We start from the raw sequence: 18,229 nt of genomic DNA, 5'->3' as shown, positions 1-18,229 counted from the left end.
GACACTGCATGCAATAGAGAAGAGAGTTCTATTATGAAGCTGTTTCGGCGAAATCCCGTATTACTACTGCTTTCCGCGTCGGCCGTGGCCATGACGCTGCTCACCGGGCGCGCCGAGAAAGACGGCGACGCGGCCTCGCCCGCGGTGCAGACCACACCGTTGCCGACCGCCAATCCCACCTTGCAGGGCACCGTCACGCTGGGCGCGGTGATTCCCATGACCGGCACCAATGCCACCGTCGGAAAGGATCTGCAACGCGGTATCGAACTCGCGGTCGCCGAGATCAACGCCCGTAATGGCGTGCTCGGGCGCAAACTCGTCGTGGAGGTCGAGGATTCGCAAGGGCAGACGACGGCCACGATTTCGGCGGCGCGGAAACTGGTGACCGTATCGCGGGTGCCGCTGGTCCTGGGTGAATACGCCTCGGGCAATACCATTCCGCTGCAGCAGTATCTCCAGCAGAGCGGCGTGGTCGGCATCAATGTGGGCAGTTCGTCGATCGAGCTGCGGCAGACCGGCGAATTGCAGTTCTCCGCCATCGGACTCGACGACAAGGTGGGGGAGTTCTCCGCGAATACCTTGTACGACCGTGGATTCCGATCGATCGCGATTCTCGCGCCGAACAATGCCTACGGCAGCGGCATCGCCGAATCGGTCGCGAATGTGTTCGCGGCGCGCGGTGGGACGGTGGCGGTCAGCTCGCTCTACACCGAAGGGCAACCCGACTACCGGGCCGAGCTGACGCGATTGCAGAATGCCGAACCGGACGCCTACGTGGTGACCACCTACGGCAAGGACGGGGCGACCATCAATGCCGAGATGTTCCAGCTGGGCCTGACCGGTAAGCCCGTCTTCGACATCTACATGTCCCAGGACGTGCCGGACTCCGATGCCACGGCGGTGGAGGGGCGCACCGGAATGGATGTGCAGGCCGCGGTCGGCGGCAGCGTCTACGGGACCTACTACCAGCAGACCTACGGCGAGACCCTGATCACCTCGTTCAGCGGATTCACCTATGACGCCGTGCATTTGGCGGCCCTTGCCATCGAGAAGGCGGGCGCGCCGGATGCCTCGAAGATCGCCGCGGCCATTCCGGAGGTGGCGGCCTCCTATCAGGGCGTGACCGGGCCGCTGGCGGTGGGACCGGACGGGCAGCGATTGTTGCAGCCCTATGCGCTGGGCACCGTCAAGGACGGGAAGATCGAGTTCCGATGATCACGCAGGCGCCCCCGGATCTCATTGCGGACGCCCTGATCCGGGGCAGCACCATCGCGCTGCTGGCGGTCTCGCTGACGCTGGTCTACGGCACCATGCGGTTCGCGAATGTGGCGCAGCTGGAGCTGGCTACGGTCGGCGCGTACGCGACGGTCTCGCTGTCCGGATTGTTCATCGTGCCGGTCGCCGGGCTGATCGGGGCGGCGGTGGCCATCGGTCTCGGTATCGCGTTGTACGAGCTGATCTTCCGGCGCCTGCTCGCCATGGGCGAGATGCCCGCCATGATCGGCTCGCTGGCGGTGTCGGTGGTGGTGCAGGCCGTGATCCAGTTGGTCTACGGTTCGCGGCCACGCGAGATACCGCACGAATTGGAGCGGGCGGCAACGATTCTGGGCGCCACCATCACACCCGGACAGGTGCGGCTGGTGACGCTGAGCCTGGCCGCGCTGGCCTTGACCGGGGCCGTGCTGTGCTGGACCTCATTGGGCAAGCAGGTCCGCGCGGTGGCCGCCGATCCGGTGCTGGCGCGCATCTCCGGCGTCGATCACCGGCGGGTGGTGGCCACGGTGTGGGTGCTCAGCGGCGGGCTCGCGGCGCTCAGCGGTATCGGGCTGGCGCTACAGTCCGCGGCCGGTCCCACACTGGGTTTCGCCCTGTTGCTGCCGGTGTTCTCGGCCGCCATCGTGGGCGGTCTCGGCAGTGTGCTGGGCGCGGTGCTGGCCTCCTACGGGGTGGCGCTGCTCGAATCCCTGGCGCTGGCCCTCGATTTCGGCGCCGGTGCGGTTCCGGTCGAATCCATTCCGGTGAGCTACCGGCCCGCCATCGGATTCGTCTTCCTGATCCTGGCGCTGATCTTCCGCCCGCAGGGGCTGCTCGGGACGAGGTCGCGGCATGTTTGAGTACCTCGGCTGGATCGCGATCCTGGTGTGCGTCAACGCCATTGCCGGGATCAGCCTGAATCTGCAATCCGGGACCGCCGGACTCGTGAACTTCGGACAGGTGGCCTTCGTCGGCCTCGGCGGCTACGCCGTCGCCATCGTCGGCCACGCGGGCTACAACGTCTGGCTCGGACTGCTGCTCGGTATGGCCCTCGCGGCGGCCGCCGGATATCTGCTCGGCCGCCTCGGGCGCACGCTCGGCGGCGTGTACTGGGCCATCGTGACGCTGGCCGTGGCCGAACTGCTGCGCCTGGTCATCTCGAACACCGACGGCCTCACCGGCGGCATGTGGGGCATCGGCAATGTGGCACCGCTGTGGGGCGAGCTGCACGGCACCGCCGAAACCCTCGCCACCCTGGGCCTGGCCCTGCTGTTCCTGGGCGCGACGGTGCTGGTGGCCCGGCATGTCGACCGGTCGGACCTGGGCCGGTCGCTGCGGCTGATCCGGGACAACGAGCCCATGGCCGCCGCGGTGGGCATCGATGTGGTGTCGGCCAAGAGCCGGGCGCTGGCCCTGGCCGGGGCCATGGCGGCGGCCGCGGGCGGTTTCTATGCCGCCGACATCTCCTTCGTCGGACCGGATCAGCTGCTGCCGTTCGAGACCTTCCTGGTGCTGACCATGATCGTGGTCGGCGGGCTGGGACGGATCGGCGGCGCCATCGCGGGCGCGGTGGTGGTGGAGACCGTTTACAACGGCACCCGCTATTTCGACATCTTCCTGGGGCTGGCCGACGACCAGTTCGCGGCGCTGCGCATTCTGCTGGTCGGGGCGATTCTGCTGGGGTTCCTGCTGGTGCGGCCGCAGGGTTTGGTGGCCGATCGGCCGAGGAGGGTTCATGTCTGAGCACATCATCTTCGAGACATCCGATATCTCTTGCTCGTTCGGGAAGCTGAAGGCTCTCGACGCGGTGAGCCTGCGGGTCGAGGCGGGCGCGGCGGTGGCCGTCGTCGGGCCCAACGGATCCGGTAAGAGCACGCTGCTCAATGTGGCGTCCGGATTCGTCGCCCCCGATGCCGGGACAGTATCGGTCGGCGGGGTCCGCGTCGAGGGATCGGCGCCGTGGCGGATCGCGCGCCACGGCGTGCGGCGCACCTTCCAGCACGCGCGGCTGCCGGTCGGCATGACGGTGCTGGAACTGCTTGTCGCCAGTGCGTCACTGCCGCAAGACAATTCGGTTCTGCGCTCGGCGCTGCGCCACCGCACGGCCCTGCAGGAGCGGCGGGCGGCGGTGGCGCACGCCCGCGAGCTGCTGGGCTGGCTGGAGCTGCCGGATTTCGAGGACCATCGCGCCGGGGACCTGTCCGGCGGTCAGCAGAAGCTCATAGGACTCGGCGCGGCCCTCATGGGGCGGCCGCGGCTGCTTCTGCTCGACGAACCCATGGCCGGTGTGAACCCCACGCTGCGCACCAAGCTCGCCGACCGCCTGCGGGAATTGCAAGCTCGCGGCACCACCGTCGTCTTCGTCGAGCACGATATGAAATTCGTGGCCCACGCGGCGGATTCGGTGTATGTCCTCGATCGTGGCGCGGTCGTGGCCCATTCCAGCCCGCGCGAACTGGCGGCCAACGAGGCGGTCCGCCGCGCCTATCTCGGTTCGGCCGCCGAGCATCTCGCACCGGCTGTGGAGGTGGTGTCGGCATGACCGCCGTGACGCTGTCGAACATCACCGCGGGATACGGCAAATCCGCGTTCCTGCACGATATCTCGCTCACCGCGCCCGCCGCGTCCATCACCACCGTGATCGGCCCCAACGGATCCGGTAAGAGCACACTGCTGAAGGTCGTCGCCGGTACCGCCCGCTGCACCTCCGGGTCCTTGCTCGTCGCGGGCGCGGATCTGACCACCGTCTCCGAACGAGCCCGCGTCCTCGACCATCGCATCGCCTACGTCCCACAGCTCTCGAATGTCTTCGCCCCCATGACAATCCTCGAGAACCTGGAAATCGGTGGCATCACCCTGCCGCGCCGCACCCGGCGCCGCCGCATGACCGAAATCCTCGGCATGTACCCGGATCTGGCCCGCCGCCCGCACGCTCGCGCCGACTCCCTCTCCGGCGGTCAGCGCCAGCTCCTGGCCATGGCCCGCGCCCTCATGCCCGAGCCCGCCGTGCTCCTGCTCGACGAACTCTCCGCGGGCCTCTCGCCCCGCCTGCTGGACGAGCTCTTCGAATCCGTCCGCGACCTGTGCCACGACACCGCCGTCACGGTCCTGCTGGTCGAACAGAACGCCCATGCCGCCCTGCGCATCTCGGATCGCGGCGTGGTCCTCGTCGCCGGTCAGATCGCCCGCGCGGGCGCCGCCTGCGAGATAGCCGACGATCCCACCATCGGCGACCTGTACCTCGGCACCGGTCCGGCGCCCGAGGCTGGACAATTAATTAGCTAATTGCCATAATGCCTAAATGCTGGAGGTGGACCTGGTCAAGGCGCTGGCCAATGACAAGCGATTGCAGATCCTGGACTGGCTGCGCGACCCCGAGGCGCACTTCCCGAAGCAGCGGGACGGGGATCTCGTACTGGACGGCGTCTGCTCCATGCTCATCGCCCAGAAGCTCGGCGTGAGCCAGCCGACCTGCGGTGAGCATTTGAAGGTGCTCGCCCAGGCGGGCCTGGTCACCGGCACGAAGATCAAACAGTGGGTGTTCTACCAGCGCAACGAGAATCGTATTGCCGAGGCGAAGGAGATGCTGAGCGGTGAGTGGTGAGCTGTACGACCGGTTGATCTCGGATCTGGACGCGGCGGGGGCCCGCTATCGGCTCATCGACCACGCGCCGGAGGGTCGCACCGAACTGGTGAGCGCCCTTCGGGGCCATGATGTTTCGCAGGCCGCCAAATGCCTGATCGTCATGGTCAAGATCGGCAAGAAGCAGACCCGCCATGTTCTCGCCGTCGTGCCCGGCCATGCGCGCGTCGACCTCCAGGCCGTCAAGGCCCTGCACGAGGGCACCTACGTCGCCTTCGCGAGTCAGGACAAGGCCGAGGCCCTGGCGGGCAGCGTCAGCGGCACCGTCCTGCCGGTCAGCTACCACCCCGACCTGGAACTCGTCGCCGACCCGGCCCTGCTGGACCTCCCCGAGCTCTACTTCAACGCCGCCCGCCTGGACCGCTCCATCGCACTGGCCACGGAGGACTACGTTCGCCTGGCCACCCCGCGCATCGCGGCCATCACTGCCGCGGAATGAACAGAGATGCGGATCGGTGAGCTGTCCGAGCGCAGCGTCACTATTCCGATGCCGAGCTGGCCCTCGACGGAGTCCTCGCACCCGTGATCACCGCGGTCTATCCGCTCTCCGACGCCCCGGCCGCCCTCGCCACCGTCGAGAACGGTCACTCTTCGGGCAAGGTTGTCATCAAGGTGGCGTGAGAAGCGCCCGGCCTGGGCAGGACCGCCAGTGCGGTGTTCGCGATGTTCCGCAGCGCGTCCGGGTCCATGCCAGCCTTGCCTACCGCCTCGATACCTCGGACCACCGTCAGTAGCAGTGCCGCCAACAACTCCGGATCCGCGGCGCCATCGATGTCGCCGTGGCGCTGGGCGGCGCTGATCCGGTTTCCTCGAGGTCAGCGGGCGAGGGAGATGGCGAAGGGCTCGAAGCCGTGTCGGCGCAGGATGTGGGGCACGGCCAGGATCATGGCCTCGGTGGCGCGGGCCGTGGTGATGTCGCCGAGGTTCTCGATCCATGCGGGCTGCCAGCCCAGGTCGCCGAGCAGGCCGGTGACGGTCCGCTTCGCCTTCTCGTCGTCGCCCGAGACATAGATGGTGGGTGGGGTGGCCAGGGCTTCGGGAGCGGTCATGACCATGAAAAGCATGGTGTTGAGGGTCTTGACCACATGGGTGTCGGGGAGTGCGGCCTGGAGCTTTTCGGCGAGGCTGCTGCCGGGATAGCACAGGTCGCCGGGCAGGCCGTCCGCGGCGTCGCGGGTGGCGTTGGAGACATCGACGAGGATTCTTCCGGAGAGCTCGGTCCGCAGGTCGGTCAGGCGGTCCAGGGAGCTGTCGCCGGGCGTCGCGTTGATCACGATGTTCGCGGTGCGGGCGGTGGTGCGCTGGTCGGCGAAGGCAATCCGCGGGGTGAGCCCGGCGGCGCGGGCGGCGGCGTCTTCCGGGCTGCGGCTGCCGAGGGTGACGTGGTGTCCGGCTGCGGAGAGCTTGCGGGCGAGGTTGGCGCCGACGCGGCCGGTGCCCAGGATGCCGATGCTGGTCATGACGTGATACTCCTTGCGGTATCGGGTGGGAATGCCGAGGCGTCCGGCTAGGCGATCGGTGCGAGGACCTCGAGGGCGGCGGAGTGGATGCCGGGGGCGGCGGCCAGGAAGTCGCGGCTGCCCGTGTTCCAGGGTTCGCCCGCCAGGTCGGTGACGGCGCCTCCGGCCTCGGCGACCAGCAGGGCGCCGGCGACCAGGCCGGAGCGGACGTCGGAGAACTGCCAGAACGCGTCCATGCGTCCGGCGGCGACCTGGATGAGCTGCATCGTGGCGGGCACGGACACGCGCACGACCAGGCCGTTGATGAGCATGGCGGTCACGGAGTCACCGATCCGCCGGAAGGTGCGCTCGTCCTCGCCGGGCTTGGCCTGGCCGGTGCCGGTGAGCGCGGCGCCCAGATCGGTCTTGGCGGACACCGTCAGCGGCCGGTCGTTGAGGCGGGCGCCGCCGCCGGCGACTGCGGTGTACGTGTCGCCGGTCAGCGGCAGGTGGACGACGGTGAGCACCGGCCTGTTGTCGCGGACCAGGGTGGCGGTGACGGCCCAGTCCTCCATGCCGTGGACGTGGTTGATATTGCCCTCGGCGGGGTCGACGACCCACCACTCCCCGGGCGGGAGCTCGCCACCGGCCAGCTCGTCCTCGGCCCACTGCGATCCCCGTCGAGCCCTCAGCAGCGGCTCCCGCAGCACGTCCAGCACCGCGTCGTCGTTGGCGTGAATCTCATCGACGACCTCGTCCAGACTCACGCCTCGGGCGTGCGTGGTGTAGCGGCCGCGCAGCGTGCGGCCAGCGGTCTTCACCGCCGTGGTCACATCGGCCATGAGCGTCGTGTCGGCGTCGAAAGGCATGACTGTGCTCATCGTGGGCTCCCTGGAGTTCGTGAATGTGGGGCGGTTCGTTCGAACCCGCACTTCGACGGTAGGCCGCCCGACAATTAACAACAAGTGCATGCTTGTCACTTATAGAGTTACTGTCATGCAATTGGATTTGAACCTGCTCACAGCCCTGGACGCGCTGCTGGAAGAGGGCAGTGTTGCTGGCGCGGCGGCCCGGCTCCACGTCACCGCACCGGCGATGAGCCGCTCCCTGGGCCGCATCCGCAAGGCCACAGGCGACCAGATCCTGGTCCGCACCGGCCGCAGCATGGTTCCCACCACCCGCGCGCTGGCCATGCGCGCCCAGGTCCATGCCCTCGTGCAGCAGGCTCACCAACTCCTGTCCGCGCAGCAAGAACTCGACTTGGCGGCTCTGGAGCGGGTGTTCACCGTGCGCTTGCACGACGCTCTGACCGCTGCTTGCGGCACCGCGCTGACCACGGCCGTCCACCGTCGAGCGCCCGGCGTCCAGCTGCGCCTGCCCGCGGAACCCGGCACGGACACCCCCGAGTTGCGCCGGGGTGAGGTCGACCTCGAATCCAGCTCCAGTCAGCCGACGCTCCCCGACATCCGCCACCGCCTCGTCGGCACGGACCGGCTGGTCGTCGCCGTCCGACCGGGCCACCCGCTCACCGAAGGCCCGCTGAGCCTCGAGCGGTACGCAGCCGCCGAACACGTCACCGTTTCGCGGCGCGGACGCTTGCGCGACCCGATCGACGACGCCCTGGCCCCGCGTGACCTCACACGACGCGTCGTCGCCGCCGGGCCCACCGCCGCCTTCGCGCTGCAACTTGCCGCCGACGCCGACCTGGTGGTCACCGTCCCCGACGCGGTCACCCGCTCGTCCCGGAACCGACTCGGCCTCTTCACACTGCCGCTGCCACTCAGGCTGCCCGATGTCTCGCTGTACCTGCTGTGGCACCAGCGCTATGACGAAGACCGCGCCCACATCTGGCTGCGCGACCTGGCCACCGAAACCCTCCAGGCACTGCTTGCACCATCTAATATGTACTGACTGGTGTATGTCGGCCGAATGCCTTCGGTGCCATGATGATTTCGAGCGTCCGAGAGGGGGCACGCTCGAATCGTCGAGGGGGAAGTGTGAAAACGCCCATATCCACCGGTATTTCCGCTGCGGGAAACCATCCGCCATTGTTGTCGGGCGGGCTGCCGCTACTAGGTCACGTTCGTGAGCTGGCCGCCTATCCCGAAGGGCTGGTGGCGCGCGGCTATGCCGAACGCGGACTGGTCTTCCGGATCAAACTGCCCGGGAACCCGGATCCGGTGGTGGTGCTCGGAAACGAGAACTGCCAGCGGTTCTTTCACGATGAAAACCTCTCCACCGAAGCGGCGTATCCATTCTTTCGCACCATGTTCGCGCCCGACTTCTTCAGCCTGGCGAGCAAAGAGGAGTACCGCGAGCAGAAGAACATCATCCTGCCCCGGTTCACCGGGCGGCAGCACGAGGTGTACGCCGCGGTCATGGACGCGCAGGCGCGGGCCTTCGTCGAAAGGCTCGGAGCGCGTGGGGAATTCTAACTCGCGCACGAGCTCGGCATTCTGGTCATGAATATCGCGGCGCTCTCGTTTCTCGGTGATCGGTTCACCGCCGAGATGGGCGATGACGTCTTCGGCCGGTTCCGGTGGTTCTCCAAGCAGATGACCTTCGTGCCCCGGTTCGTGCCCACCGTCGGCAAGATTCTCGGGGCGCGGGCCGGGGCCAGTCTGAAGGCGGATCTCACCGCGATGATCACGCGTCGCCGCGAGCAACCGTTCGACGAGCCGGATTTTCTGCAAACACTGGCCGCCGCAACCTATTCCGATGGTTCCGCGGTGCCGGACGAGGTGCTCGTCAATCTGGTGCTGCTGTTGTTGTGGGCCGGGCACGAATCCACCACGGGGCATCTGTCCTGGGCGGTGATCGAGGTGTTGCGGCATCCGGAACTGTTCGAGCGCGCCCGCGCCGAAGCTGATGAACTGGGTGACGGGCCCCTGGATCTGGAGGCGGTGAAGCGGCTGCGGTTCATCGACGCGTGCATTCACGAATCCGAGCGGCTGTATCCGATCGCGCCGGTGCTGCTGCGCAAGGCCACCGCCGATGTCGACCTCGACGGCTACACCATTCGCGCGGGCACCCAGGTGCTCACCTCGCCCAGGGTGAATCACCTACTGCCGGAGGAACATGACGCCCCGGAGGTCTTCGATCCCGGCCGCTACCTCGGGCCGGACGCCAAACACGAACGCGCGAAACTGATGGGCTTCGGCGGCGGCGTCCACAAATGCCTGGGCACGCGGTTCGCCAAACTCGAGATGGCCATCATTCTGGCGCGGTTGCTGCGGAGTTACGACCTGGAGCTGACCACCGGCACGCCGAAACCCGATATCGGCAACAAGTCGCGCTGGCCCGCCGCGCCCTGCCGGGTGGCATATCGGGCGCGGCGGCTCAGCGAGTGACCTCGGAGGTGGTGCCGAAGCCCGCCACGAAAAGAATCCGGTCGCGATAGTCGACGGAATCGAATTGGAATACTCGCAAATCGAGGTGGTACGGCTCGCCGGATTCCGGATGGCGCAGCGCCATCCAGGCCGGATCGCGGCCGTATCCGGCCTCGACGGCATTCCAGATGCGCAGGAATTCGGGACTGTCGGCGAGGTCTTCGATGGTTTCGGCCCACCACTCCGGGTACTCGGATCTGCCCATGAAACCCTGGACCAGCGCCACGGTCAGCATGGCCTCGTGCTCCCATTCGACCAGCACCTCATGCGAGCGCGGATCGCGGAACAGCCAGCGCAGAATGCTGCCGTTGTCGAGGATTCCGGCAAAGGTGCGACCGTAGGACTCGTTGCAGGACAATACATTCGAGCGAGTATCCAGGTAGACCGCGGGCCAGGGCTCGTGCCGGTGCAGGGCGTCCAGGGCGCTGGGCGACAGGGCCGCGCGCAAATCGTCGAGCGAGGGCTGCGGTGCGGCGTCCAGCCGGGCCAGATCGAACAGGTGCCTGCGTTCGGCATTGCTGAGCGGCTGGACGGCGTGCAGATATCCGCTCAGCGCGTCGACGACCGAATGGGTGGGCCGATCGCGTTGACCGTTCTCCAGGTGGGTGATGTAACTCGCGCTGACATTCGTCGCCGCGGCCAGTTTCTCCCGGCTCACCCCGCGCTCGTCGCGTAAACGGCGCAATGCCGATCCGAAGGTGGGCTGCTGGATTTTTCCCGCGTCGACCGGCCGGAATTGATTGTGCAAACGCATTTCCTAAGCACGTCGAGCCTGATAACTACCGGACCATTATCAGCCCGCCCGCACCGTGCAGACCACCCGGTCTCCGATCAGGTGATCTGCCGTTCCGCACCGGCCGCCGCGAGCGCGTCGGAATACACCTCCAGGATTCGGGTCAGGTGCCGGGACTGCCGTGGTTCGTCGGCGTGGTCGGCGAGCGCGGCGCGCAGGGCGGGGAGCCGGGTGCGGTCCAGCGCCAGCGACCGCAGCTCGTCGGCGAGCGCGGCAACCGACGAATCCGGGGCGAGGACGCCGCCCTGGGCGGGCACGGTCTCGGCGAGTTCCGGATCGCAGTACAGGATCGGCAGCCCCATGGCCACTGCCTCGAGCAGCACCATGCCCTGGGTGTCGCAGTCGGAGGTGAGCAGCAGGACATCGTGGCGGCGCATGGCGGCCAGGCAGTCGGACTGGGTGACCTCGCCGTGCAGGCGCACGCGGTCGGTCATGGCCGCGGCCGTGCGGACCTGATCGGCGAGCGGTCCGCTGCCGTAGAGGTCGAGGGTGCAGCCGTCGATGCGGCGCACGATCTCGATGGCTTCGAGCGGGCGCTTCTCCGCCGACAGCCGTCCACACCACAGGGCGCGCAGCGGCCCGTCGGTGGTCGCCGTCGTCGCGGCCGCGGTGCGGATGCGGTCGATCAGCACATCGTCGATGCCGTTCGACACCACGTGGATCGGGCGGTCGACGCCGCGCTCGGCCAGGCGGCGGGCGAAGTGCTGTGTAGGGACGACGACGCGGTCGGCGGCCTGCGCCTGGGCGATGAGGGGCCGCCAGGCCAACCGCGTGGTCCGGCTGTCACCGGGATGCGGCGGCCGGTGGCGCAGTGGCACGAACGCGCCGTGCAGCAGCCGCATGGTCAGCGCGGCCGGATACGGTGACGGCGAATACTTCTCGATGACGGTGTCGTCGCGGCTCTGCATGGTCTGCACGACCGGGATCGCGTGCCTGCGGGCGGCGCGAATGCCCGCGATGCCGCAGCCTTAGGTGGTCAGGGTGTGGACCAGGTCGACGGGCCCGCGGTCGTCGAACGCGGCATCGATCAGCTTCCGGTTGGCCCGGGTCGGGAGCACCACCGGCCCGCCGCTGGACAGCCGCAGGCCCGGTACCGGCCGCAGCGCGATCGTCTCGGGATCGGCGGGCGTGGATTCCGGTGCGGGCGGGCAGAATACGGTCACGCGATGGCCGAGTCCGAGCAGGCCGTCGCACAGCGAGCGCATGGCCGTCTGCACCCCGCCCAGGGGCGCCGGGTGGAAGTCGGTGAAGAGCGCGATGTGCAGGGGATCGGTCACGGGCGGGCCGGGGTCGTCACGGCCAGCTTCTCCACCGCGTCCGCCGCGGCCCGGATGCCGTTCTCGGCGGCGACCTGTTCGCCGAGCTCCGCGGCCCGGACGCGCGCGCCCGGGGTCAGGGTCGTGGCCAGGGCGTCGTGCAGCCGATCCGCGGTGAGCGACGGATACGGGAAATCGGCGCCGATGCCCAGCGCCGACATGCGCCAGCCGTAGAAGAACTGGTCGCTGTGCACGCCGATCACCACCGCGGGCAGACCCGCGCGCAGCACATCGTGGGAGTTCCCGCTGCCGCCGTGATGGACCACTGCGGCGCAGCGCGGCAGCACGCGGTCGTAGTCGAAGGAATCCAGCACGTAGAGCCCGCGGTCGTAGCCGATACCGCGCGGATAGCCCTCGCCCTTCACCGTCACCAGGGCGCGCACGCCCAGGCGGCGGCACACCGCGGCGATCATGTCGCAGAATCCGGCCGGATCGAGAATCGGCATACTGGTGAGGCAGAAGTAGACCGGCGCCTCACCTTCGTCGAGCCATTCGTCCAGCGCCGGATCGACCTCGGCCTCGCCCCAGGCCCCGCGCATATGCTGCGGCAGGATCGGCGCGCCGACGACCGTCGAGCGCTCGGGCCAGTCGGCGGGTTTGGGCAGCAGCACCGGACTCACCATGTGCACCAGCGGAATTCCGTCCTCGCGAATGCGGCGGAACGGATTGCGGGGCTTACCGGGCAGGCCCATCATCTCGCGCACGCGCCGGTCCATCTTGCGGTACGCGACGCCGTAGGCGAGCTCGAAGGCCGAGTAGCTGGCCAGCCGCAGTCGGCGCGACGAGATCATGTGCTTGACCATGAACGAGGACGGGAACTCCGCGGTGCGCTCGAGTGGATAGGGCAGCCCGCCGATCACCAGCTGCCCGGTCTTCTCCCGGCGCTCCATGGCCCACGGCAGGGTCGAGGCGCAGGAGACGGTCAAATCGGCGGATTCGCAAGCGCCGCTGAGCATCTCGTGCATGCGCTGCCCGCGCTCACCCGCCATGATCTTCACCGTGTCCAGCATGATCTGCAGGAACGGCAGCGGATTGCCGGAGGACAGCCCGCGTTTGGCCGCGGGCGATTCCAGCAGTTCCGCGGAGTTGAACGGGATGACATGCGGTTCGAAACCCGAACGCCGCACCACATCGGCGTAGTTCTCGGTGGCGGTCATCTCGACATGGTGTCCGCGGGAACGGAATTCGTCGGCCAGGGCGAGATACGGCTGATGATCGCCCCGGGTGCCCGCCGTCAACAATGCGATGCGCATACTCTCGACTCCGTTCGTAATCTTGTTAATGTCGGCTGATGACCGAAGACATGTGCGCCGGGCTTCGTATCGGGATTCTCGGTGCGGCCCGCATCGCGCCCGCCGCCGTGATTCAACCGGCCGGGCGGAATCCGGGAGTTACCGTGGCGGCGGTCGCGGCCCGGGATGGGGTGCGGGCCGGGCGGTTCGCGCACAAGCACGGTATCGCGCGGGTGCACGGCAGCTATGCGGCGCTGATCGACGATCCGGATCTCGACGCGGTGTACATCCCGCTGCCCAATGGGCTGCACGGCCGCTGGACCGCCGCCGCCGTGCGGGTCGGGAAGCATGTGCTGTGCGAGAAGCCGTTCACCGCCAATGCCGAGGAGGCGCGCGAGATCGCCGCGCTGGCGGGCGATTCCGATCGGGTGGTGATGGAGGCGTTCCACTACCGCTACCACCCGCTCATGGCGGCGGCCGAGAAGGTCGTCGCCTCGGGCGAGTTGGGGAAGCTGCTGCGCGTGGAGGCCGCCTTCTGCTTCCCGCTGCCCAAGTTCTCCGATATCCGCTACGACTACGACCTCGCGGGCGGCGCGCTCATGGATGCGGGCTGCTATGCCGTGCACCTGGCCCGCACGCTCGGCGGCGAGACGCCGGAAGTGGTTGCGGCGCAGGCGAAGCTGCGTGATCCGAGCATCGATCGCGCCATGACGGCGGAATTGCGGTTCCCCGCCGGGCACACCGGCGGCATTCGATGCTCCATGTGGTCGTCAGATGTGCTGCGCGTGAGCGCCACCGTGATCGGCGAACGCGGCCGGATGCGCCTGTTCAATCCGGTGCTGCCGCATCTGGGGCACGCCCTGCGAGTCCGCACCGACCGTGGCACACGGACGGAGCGGTTCGGCAAGCGGCCGTCCTACGACTATCAACTCGATGCCTTCGCCGGTGCGGTGCTGCACGGTGAGCCGGTGGCCACCGGGCCGGAGGACGCCGTGCACACCATGACCGTCATCGATGCCGTCTACCACGCCGCGGGCCTGCCCCTACGCCTGCCGAGCTGACAGCTCGCCTAGGAAATCGACGATGTGGCCGAAGACGTCCAGCGCCGCGCCGCGGCCGATGAATGTGTCGAGGTGGCCGTAGGACGGGATTTCGGTGTAGCGCACATCGATTCCCCGGATTGCGCGCCGACAGCACCTCGTGGCACAGCCGGTTGGAATCCAGCCACGCCTCGTTGCGGCTGCCGGACAGCAGCAGTACCGGGCAGTCGATGCGATCGGCCTGGTCGAGGGCGTTCTCGGGGAGTGCGTGATAGCGCTCGTCGTCGACATTCCAGCGCAGGACGGCGTGCGCCAGTTCCATCTGGCGCAGATGCGGCAGCACCGACAGCGGGATGGGGCCGAACAGTTCGGCCAGCCGGTCGTGGGTGCGGGTGTCCAGGTGATCGTGTTCGAAGAGCTTGGCGCCCATGCCCCAGCCGTGGTGGACCATGCGGCAGGTTGGGTCCGGGCAGTCGCCCTTGCGGGACAGCGCGGCGTAGAGCAGGGTCCGTTTGGACCACAGGCTGACCTTGCGGAAGTCGGATTCGATATGGGTGACGCGGGAGCCCATGAGTTCGCTGCCCACCAACACCCGTAGGCGCGCGGCGGTGCTCACCTTCGGGGTGAGGAAGATGCCCTGCGCGACCACGCCCGCCACGCCGGGGAGCAGTCCACCCGTCAGGCTCAGCGACAGGGCCAGCGCGCCGATGCAGTGTGCCACGACGAACAGCGGTTGCTCCCCGATCCGCGCCCGGATCTCGGCAACGGCCGCGGGCAGGTCGTAGAGGGCGACATCGTCGAAGGTGTAGGGCCGCCCGGACTCGTTGTGCGGCAGCCGGGAACTGCCGCGCCAGTCGAGCAGCCACGACTGATAGCCCGCATCGGCCAGCACCTCGGTCACATTGCGAATCTCGGGGAGCGCGAACATTTCCGAGGACACCCCGTGCCCGTGCACCAGCAGCACCGCGGGGGCGTCGGCCGGGCCGACGCGGCGTAGCAGCAGGTCGACGCCGTCGGCGGTGCGGAAGGACATCGCCTCTCCGGCCGCGAGTTCGGCGTTGTTCGAACGGATGTCGGTCACCGGCGGTGCTCCTTACGCATGGCACGGCGCAGATCCAGCAGATCGGTGCCCACCCGCAGCATGGGCTCCAGCAGGCTCTTGCCGAGCTGGCCGCCGAACCAGCTGAGCCACAGCAGTTTCGCCAGCCGCCGCTGCCGTTCGGGCAGGTGCGGATCGATCTCGATGCCGTCGATCTGGTCGGGCAGATAGGTGTGCAGGGGGACCGCGACCTCGCCGCGGAATGCCGCGGGCTCCCCGGTGCGCCCGATCTCGATCACCTGGGTGCCGAGCTGGCGCACCAGCCGCCGCTGTGCCGCCGCGAACTTGTAGCCCTCCAGCCACCAGGCGCCGCCGGACGAATCACGCAGTGTCAGTTGGTAATGCATGATCGGATGCCGCAGTTCGTGGCGCAGCGGAATACCGTCGTGAGGTCGCACGATCGCCGTGCCCTCGACGGTGAGCGGTTCGTCGTGCAATCGGGCGCACACGAGTTCGCCGCTCACGTCCAGCGTCCGTGCGCCGAATACCTGGGCGGAGCTCGCGACCGAGAGAGCCAGCCGCAGATCGCAGGGGACATCGGCCGCTTCGCCGACCGGACCCACTGTGCCGCTGAGCGTTTCGTAGAACCGCAGATAGGGATCCTGCCCTGCCCGAGATCCCGTCCCCGCCAGGGTCGCGATCATCTTCCCGCGTGCCGCCACCCCGGACGCCGTGGGCGCGGGCAGCCCCCGCGCGGCCACGAAGGCATCCGTGCGCGCGGAGGTCGCGGGCGGCGCGGTCACCATGGCCGCCAGCTGCCGCCGCGCCACCGGGCTCTGCAAGACCTGCGCCAGCGATTCCAGTTCCGGCACCGGACCGTCCTTGATCGCCCGCACCACGTCCTCGCACCACTGTTCCCAGTGCTGCACCCGAATCCCCAGCCCGCCCAGCGTGGTTTCGGCGACGATCTGCTCGAGCGAGGTCGGCGCTCCCGTGAGGTGATAGGTGTGCCCCCACGCACTCGGCGTCCCGACGATCTCCGCCGCCACCCGGCTCACCCAATCGACCGGCGCCGCATTGAGATACCGGAACCCCGGCACGGTCCGAAATCGCATGAGCGCCGCCGTGATTCCGGCATTGAGATCCCGCGGATTGTGCGCCCCGGTCTCCGGATGACCCCCGATCCCGCCCGCCCGCAGCACGGTCACCACCACCCCGTGCTCACCGGCCCGCCGCAGCACCGCCTCCGCGGCCCACTTGGACCGGTCGTACCCGATGGGCAGCGCCGCGACATTGGCCGTCGGCTCGTCCTCACCCAGCACCTCCGCATCCGACCCGTTGAGCACCGCCAGCGACGAAATATGATGCACCGGTTTGGTTCTGCCGGTGCACGCCAACTCCGCCAACGTCAACGGCCCCAGCACATTCGTCTTCCGCAGTGACGGATAACCACGCAGAAAATCCACCGCGGCACCCGAATTGACGATCGAATCAACCTCGGCCGCCAGCGCCTCCCACCGCTCCTCCGACAGCCCGAGCCGCGGCAGTCGCAGATCCCCCGCCAGCGGCGTCACCCGCCGCAACACCTCCCGAGACCACGGCTGCCCGTACCCTCGGACAGCGCTCTCCAGCCGTCGCGCCGCATCCTGATAATCCTCGGCGCGCACCAGGCACACCACATGAGCCCGACTGTGCCGCAACAGATCCAGCAACAAATGACTCCCCAGAAACCCCGTCGCCCCGGTCAGTAGAATCCGCTGCGGCGCAACCCACTCCGCCCCCGCCACAATCGGCAGCCGATCCGCACCCGCGAGATCGGCGAACATCTGCGCGAGATCATCGGTGTCGGATTGCCCGTCGGTCCGCGATCGCGCGAGCTCGGGATGGTCGGCCAGCCACCGACCGGCCAACCGCCGCGGCCGCGCATCGAAGAACACCGTGTCGAGATCGGGTTCGACACCGAGCTCACGCCCCAGCGTCGCGAGCAATTCCACCGCCGCCAGCGAGGTCCCGCCCGCATCGAAGAAGTCCGTATCGGCATCCATCGGCGTCACACTGAACCGATTCGCCACCTCGGTGATCGCCGCGGCCAACATTTCGATGTCCCAGCTCTGTCCCATTTGTGTTGTGGGCCGGGGCTCTTCGGCGGGCGGGATGGATTTCACCGGGGCTGTGGGGCCGGTGCGTGCAAGGAGAGCGGCGACATCCATTGCCGCGGAGCCGCGTTCGAGGTTCTCTGCGCGTGTGCGGCGGTCGATGGCCGGGTTGCGGACCGGTGGGCGTTCGTCCTGGGCGGTCATTCGGCGGCCTCCGCGCGGTCGGGGTGGGTTTCCCAGGAGCGGAACTGCCGTGGGCGATCCGGTGTCACCGTGACGTCCAGGGGCTGGTCGGTGGTGGGTGTGCCGAGGAGGCGGGCGGCCAGCTTGCGGGCCGGTTCGTTGCGGGCGGTGTGATCGACCGATATGCGGATTGTCGTGCAGCCGAGGCTGTCGGCTCGATCCGCCGCCCAGGTGAGCAGGTGTTCCTCGATGCCGCGGCCGAGGGCGCGGCAGCTGAGTTGCCAGCCTTGGATCCACAGGGTGTGGTTGTCGGGGCGCAGGGCGAGGACCGAGATCAGGCCGTAGTCGCCGAAGCGGTCGCGGGCGGTCGCGGTCCAGACCTCGCCATCCTCGCGCCAGCGATCGAGATCGTCGGTGGTGACGGCGGCGAGGGTGAACTGATTGGTTCTGCGGACGAGTTGTGCGGCGCGCTCGAGGGTGGCGTCGGCCAGTGGGGCGATGTCGACCTCGAGGTTCAGCTGGGCCAGGAAATCGGTGAATTCGGCGGTGGCGCGGGCCTGGTCGCGCAGGTTTTCCTGCTGGTAGAAGTCGGCTCGCGTGCGGTCCTCGGCCGTCGCCGCCCTCGGCGTCATGGGCCACAGGCGAGTGAGGAAGGATTCCAGCTCCGGGGCTGGGGGACAGGTCACCGACAGCACTTCGGGTAGTTGTGCGCGCATGCGCGCCACTTCGACGGGGTTGTCGTCGAGATAGCAGAAGGAGTCGAGGCCGAGCCGCAGGGTCTGTGCGATATCTTCCAGCCGCTGTG

Annotated in this window: 19 protein-coding genes and 1 pseudogene; 12 read left to right on the top strand and 8 right to left on the bottom strand. The window is 68.4% G+C overall.

The features are described from left to right. Positions 1-33 precede the first annotated feature (33 nt). From NC4_RS17040 to NC4_RS39110, 8 genes are read left to right on the top strand one after another with little or no spacing between them, the layout of a single operon-like run. The gene (locus tag NC4_RS17040) at positions 34-1,215 is read left to right on the top strand and encodes an ABC transporter substrate-binding protein (RefSeq protein ID WP_084529246.1); all 1,182 of its coding nucleotides are present in this window, start codon (positions 34-36) and stop codon (positions 1,213-1,215) included. Beyond that, complete coding sequence (locus tag NC4_RS17035; protein WP_067539059.1) at positions 1,212-2,114, top strand: branched-chain amino acid ABC transporter permease; 903 nt, start codon at positions 1,212-1,214, stop codon at positions 2,112-2,114. The genes NC4_RS17040 and NC4_RS17035 overlap by 4 nt, the downstream gene beginning before the upstream one ends. After that, a complete protein-coding gene (locus NC4_RS17030; protein ID WP_067539057.1) occupies positions 2,107-2,997 on the top strand; it encodes a branched-chain amino acid ABC transporter permease in 891 nt (296 codons plus the stop codon). Before NC4_RS17035 ends, NC4_RS17030 begins: the two co-directional genes overlap by 8 nt. After that, entirely contained in the window at positions 2,990-3,796 is an 807-nt protein-coding gene (locus tag NC4_RS17025; RefSeq protein WP_067539056.1) for an ABC transporter ATP-binding protein, read from the top strand. Before NC4_RS17030 ends, NC4_RS17025 begins: the two co-directional genes overlap by 8 nt. Next, positions 3,793-4,539: an ABC transporter ATP-binding protein gene (locus tag NC4_RS17020; RefSeq protein ID WP_067539055.1), complete on the top strand. Its 747-nt coding sequence runs from the start codon at positions 3,793-3,795 to the stop codon at positions 4,537-4,539. The genes NC4_RS17025 and NC4_RS17020 overlap by 4 nt, the downstream gene beginning before the upstream one ends. Positions 4,540-4,555: 16 nt before the next feature. Next, positions 4,556-4,858: an ArsR/SmtB family transcription factor gene (locus NC4_RS17015; protein WP_067539050.1), complete on the top strand. Its 303-nt coding sequence runs from the start codon at positions 4,556-4,558 to the stop codon at positions 4,856-4,858. Beyond that, positions 4,848-5,336 carry a YbaK/EbsC family protein gene (locus NC4_RS17010; RefSeq protein ID WP_067539048.1) on the top strand — a complete coding sequence of 163 codons (489 nt, stop codon included), beginning with the start codon at positions 4,848-4,850 and terminating at the stop codon, positions 5,334-5,336. The genes NC4_RS17015 and NC4_RS17010 overlap by 11 nt, the downstream gene beginning before the upstream one ends. 56 nt (positions 5,337-5,392) lie before the next feature. After that, the gene (locus tag NC4_RS39110; RefSeq protein ID WP_281186315.1) at positions 5,393-5,518 is read left to right on the top strand and encodes a zinc-binding dehydrogenase; all 126 of its coding nucleotides are present in this window, start codon (positions 5,393-5,395) and stop codon (positions 5,516-5,518) included. 194 nt (positions 5,519-5,712) lie between these two features. Here the strand turns inward: NC4_RS39110 and NC4_RS17005 are convergent, their stop codons facing one another. Both NC4_RS17005 and NC4_RS17000 read right to left on the bottom strand, forming a co-directional pair. After that, positions 5,713-6,357: an NADPH-dependent F420 reductase gene (locus NC4_RS17005; RefSeq protein WP_067539045.1), complete on the bottom strand. Its 645-nt coding sequence runs from the start codon at positions 6,355-6,357 to the stop codon at positions 5,713-5,715. A gap of 47 nt (positions 6,358-6,404) precedes the next feature. Beyond that, entirely contained in the window at positions 6,405-7,217 is an 813-nt protein-coding gene (locus NC4_RS17000; protein WP_067539042.1) for an inositol monophosphatase family protein, read from the bottom strand. 115 nt (positions 7,218-7,332) lie between these two features. Between NC4_RS17000 and NC4_RS16995 the strand changes: the two genes are divergently transcribed. The 3 genes from NC4_RS16995 to NC4_RS16990 all read left to right on the top strand — a co-directional run bounded on the left by NC4_RS16995 (position 7,333) and on the right by NC4_RS16990 (position 9,686). After that, entirely contained in the window at positions 7,333-8,247 is a 915-nt protein-coding gene (locus tag NC4_RS16995; RefSeq protein WP_067539041.1) for a LysR family transcriptional regulator, read from the top strand. A gap of 86 nt (positions 8,248-8,333) precedes the next feature. After that, the gene (locus tag NC4_RS39100; RefSeq protein WP_157554818.1) at positions 8,334-8,771 is read left to right on the top strand and encodes a cytochrome P450 family protein; all 438 of its coding nucleotides are present in this window, start codon (positions 8,334-8,336) and stop codon (positions 8,769-8,771) included. A gap of 27 nt (positions 8,772-8,798) precedes the next feature. Next, the gene (locus tag NC4_RS16990) at positions 8,799-9,686 is read left to right on the top strand and encodes a cytochrome P450 (RefSeq protein WP_084529242.1); all 888 of its coding nucleotides are present in this window, start codon (positions 8,799-8,801) and stop codon (positions 9,684-9,686) included. Here NC4_RS16990 and NC4_RS16985 read toward each other — a convergent pair. From NC4_RS16985 to NC4_RS16975, 3 genes and pseudogenes are all read right to left on the bottom strand, one after another. Continuing rightward, the gene (locus tag NC4_RS16985) at positions 9,676-10,479 is read right to left on the bottom strand and encodes a helix-turn-helix domain-containing protein (RefSeq protein WP_084529240.1); all 804 of its coding nucleotides are present in this window, start codon (positions 10,477-10,479) and stop codon (positions 9,676-9,678) included. The genes NC4_RS16990 and NC4_RS16985 overlap by 11 nt on opposite strands. A gap of 77 nt (positions 10,480-10,556) precedes the next feature. Continuing rightward, a pseudogene (locus NC4_RS45295) lies at positions 10,557-11,735 on the bottom strand (glycosyltransferase family 4 protein). A gap of 56 nt (positions 11,736-11,791) precedes the next feature. Next, positions 11,792-13,087: a glycosyltransferase gene (locus tag NC4_RS16975; RefSeq protein ID WP_067539037.1), complete on the bottom strand. Its 1,296-nt coding sequence runs from the start codon at positions 13,085-13,087 to the stop codon at positions 11,792-11,794. A 38-nt stretch (positions 13,088-13,125) separates the two neighbouring features. Between NC4_RS16975 and NC4_RS16970 the strand changes: the two genes are divergently transcribed. Continuing rightward, positions 13,126-14,127, top strand: a complete 1,002-nt coding sequence (locus tag NC4_RS16970; protein WP_067539034.1) for a Gfo/Idh/MocA family protein — start codon at positions 13,126-13,128, stop codon at positions 14,125-14,127. On the opposite strand, the gene NC4_RS16965 is transcribed toward NC4_RS16970, so the two are convergent. Genes NC4_RS16965 through NC4_RS16955 form a run of 3 tightly spaced genes read right to left on the bottom strand, consistent with a single transcriptional unit; the run spans position 14,075 to position 18,221 of the window. After that, on the bottom strand, positions 14,075-15,187 hold the full coding sequence (locus tag NC4_RS16965; RefSeq protein ID WP_245721738.1) for an alpha/beta hydrolase: 1,113 nt from the start codon (positions 15,185-15,187) through the stop codon (positions 14,075-14,077). The two genes, NC4_RS16970 and NC4_RS16965, sit on opposite strands and share 53 nt — an antisense overlap. Then, positions 15,184-17,445 (bottom strand): thioester reductase domain-containing protein, encoded by a 2,262-nt coding sequence (locus tag NC4_RS16960; RefSeq protein ID WP_067539032.1) that lies wholly within the window; start codon positions 17,443-17,445, stop codon positions 15,184-15,186. Before NC4_RS16960 ends, NC4_RS16965 begins: the two co-directional genes overlap by 4 nt. Then, complete coding sequence (locus NC4_RS16955; RefSeq protein WP_084529239.1) at positions 17,442-18,221, bottom strand: GNAT family N-acetyltransferase; 780 nt, start codon at positions 18,219-18,221, stop codon at positions 17,442-17,444. The genes NC4_RS16960 and NC4_RS16955 overlap by 4 nt, the downstream gene beginning before the upstream one ends. Between the last annotated feature and the right edge of the window lie 8 nt (positions 18,222-18,229).

It is taken from the genome of Nocardia crassostreae (genome assembly GCF_001613405.1).
Lineage (GTDB): Bacteria > Actinomycetota > Actinomycetes > Mycobacteriales > Mycobacteriaceae > Nocardia > Nocardia crassostreae.
The sequence above is the reverse complement of the archived record's forward strand: the minus strand, read 5'-3'. Positions and strand labels throughout refer to the sequence as shown.